The organism is Streptomyces sp. NPDC006476, from assembly GCF_040612015.1.
GTDB lineage: Bacteria > Actinomycetota > Actinomycetes > Streptomycetales > Streptomycetaceae > Streptomyces > Streptomyces griseorubiginosus_B.
This window is the reverse complement of the sequence record NZ_JBEXPK010000240.1, coordinates 1-2,660: the sequence shown is the minus strand read 5'-3', so window position 1 is coordinate 2,660 and position 2,660 is coordinate 1. Positions and strand designations below refer to the sequence as shown.

The 2,660-nt window shown below is 74.8% G+C and carries 1 pseudogene; it reads right to left on the bottom strand.

The features are described 5' to 3' along the window. Positions 1–2,462: pseudogene (locus tag ABZZ74_RS53530) on the bottom strand (hypothetical protein); the annotation flags it as partial. Positions 2,463–2,660: the final 198 nt, after the last annotated feature.

The window sequence follows — 2,660 nt, the reverse complement described above, 5'->3', positions numbered from 1 at the left end:
GGAGAGTGCGGGCCGGGCTGGCCGGTGTCGGTCTGGCGGGGTGGCTCCTCCCCGGTCGTGGTGGGCGTGGTGGGCGGTGGGTCGCCGGCCGGGTCGCGGTCGGCCGCGTTGCCGGTCTGCGTCTTGGCGTGCTTCGCCGGCCGCTCCACCTCGGTGACCGGTTCCCTCCGAAGACCGTCGGCCGCGTCCAGCTGGGCGAGCGTCTTGTCCAGGTCGTCGATCCGCGGCACCCGCGAGGGCATCGTGGCCCTGGCCACCCGCGTCGCGGCGGTCGGCACCGAGGGCAGTTCCGTCTCCTCGCGGGGCGCGGCGGGGCGGGGATGCTCGGCCTGGAGCTGGCTGGTCTCGGAACCGGGCGAACGCGAGCCGGGCGGGGCGGCGGGCGGCTCGGCGGGCGTCGGGTGCGACGGCGCGGGCGTGTCCGGGTGCCGCTCGGCGGGCGTCGGGTCGCCCGCCGCGTGCGTGTCCGGGACAGGCGTGCCGGCCGGGTCGCCTGAACGCGGCAACAGGCCGGTGGGCGCGCTGGGCAGGTCGTCGATCTCGGTCTTTGACCAGTGCTCCGCCTCATGGTCTGGGCCAGGAGCGGCCGGCTTTTCCGCGCCGGGCCGCGGCTGCTGCTCGGCGTGCCGCGTCAGCCCCTCCTGAACCAGCCGGTCGAGCCGCCCACCGGAGCCGGGCCCGGCGTCGGCCCCCCGGGAGTCCGTGTCCGAACGGTCGAGCTCGTGGCGCAGCGCGGCGGCGATCTCGTCGTGGGTCCGCGACGCGGTCAGGCGCGCCCGCGCCTGCTCCAGCTGTTCACGGGTCCGCTCCATCTGCTCCGGCGTGCCCGTCGTGAGCTGCCGCGTCAGGCGCTCACGCAGCGTCGCGACTTCCTGCTCGTGGGCGCGGACCTGCGCCAGCCGCTGCTGCTCCTGCGCCAGCCGCTGCTGTTGCCTCGTGCCGAGGTACTCGCGCAGGGCCTGCTCGGCGCTCGACGCCTCCTCGGGAGTCTCGGCGGCCTCCATGCGCCGCATCATCTCCGCCTCACGCGGATCCAGGTGGGTGCCCTCGCCGCGCAGCGCCTCGAACCTGCCAAGCGCCTCTTCGGTGGCGGCCCCGCCGCGCGGCCCCCCACTGCCACGCAGCCGCTCTTCGAGCTGCCGTTGCTGCTCGGCAATCCGGCGGTCCGTGTGCCCCTTGAGTGCCTGCTCCGCCCGGCGCGCCTCTTCCGGGCTGCGGGCCTGCTCGACCTGGCGCAGCAATTCCGCGTGGCGCACGTCCGCCTCGGGCGCGCCGCCGCCCGGCAGCGCCGTGCGCAGCACGGCCAGCCGCCGCTCCTGCGGGATCCAGTTGTTGAACACGGCCTGTTCGTCCAGAGCCCGCCAACGCTCCAGGGAGGTCGCCGCGTTGTCGACCCGCTGCTGGAGCACCCTTTGCCGGTGCACGGCCAGGTCGTGCAGCGCCTGGGACCGTTCCTGCTCGGTCGTGGCGGTATCGACCCGCTGCCGCAGCTCCGCCTCGCGCGGATCCTGCGGCGTCCCGCCGTGCGACGCGTCGATCCGTCGCAGCACATCCGCGTTCTGGGCCTGCGTCCGGGCGTCCGCCTCACTGTGCAGCCGCTCGGTGAGCCTGTGCTGCTGCTCTGCGACCCGGCGGTCCATGTACTGCCTGAGCGCCCGCTCCGCCCGGCGCGCCTCCTCGGGAGTAACGGCCTGCTCGACCTGCCGGACCAGCTCCTCCCGGTGCGGATCCGGCAGCGACGTGCGCAGCTCGGCCAGCCGCCGCTCTTGCGAGGCCAGCTGGTTGTGCGCGGCCAGGTCCTCCAGCGCCCGCGCCCGCTCCTCCAAGGTGGCGGCGGTGTCCACCCGCTGGCGAAGTTCCTCGGCGCGCGCGTCCGGGGCGACGGCGCTGCGCAACGCTTCGAACCGTGCCTCGGCGCGCTGCTGGGCGTTTCCCTGGCGCAGCTCGTCGAACTGCTGCCGCAGCTCGCCCTCCCGCTGGAACTCCTGCAGCGCCTGGCGGGCCTGCGCGGCCTCCTCGGGGGTCCGCGCCTGCTCTTCCTGCACGATCGCGCGGCGCCGCATGACGGCGGCCTCCAGGTCGGACTGCGCCAACCGGTCCAGCCGCTCCCGCACGTCCTGATGCCACGACAGCTCGTCCTGCAGAAGGGCCCGCTGCGTCGGGTCGCCGACCGTGGCCAGCTCGCGGCGGAGCTGCTCGACATGTGCGTCGAAGGGCCGACTGCCGCCCTCCCCGATGACGACCTCCGGCGGAAGGTGACGCTCCACGAGGTCGGTGTACTCGCGCAGCGCGCTGTCCACCAGCACCGGGTTGCCGCTCTGCCGGGCCCGCTCGACAGCATCGACCCTGGCCCGCCAGATGTCCTGCGGGACCCCCAGTTGCTCAAGCCGCGAGAACCCGCCCGCCACATGGGACCCAAAGTCCGCCACCCGCTGGCCGAGGAGCCCACGTTCAACCGTCATGCGAAACTCTTCCAGACGGTTCGTGGCCTGCGCCACGTCACCCGCGCGGACCGCCTCACGGACCGAATCGGCCCTCGCCCGCCACTGCGCCTCGGGCAGCCCGGCCGACCGCGCGATGCGGCTGAGTTCGTCCACGCGATGGTGCACCTGCGGCTGCGGCGAGTCAGGCCGCAGCCCGGGTACGGACGGCAGATCCTG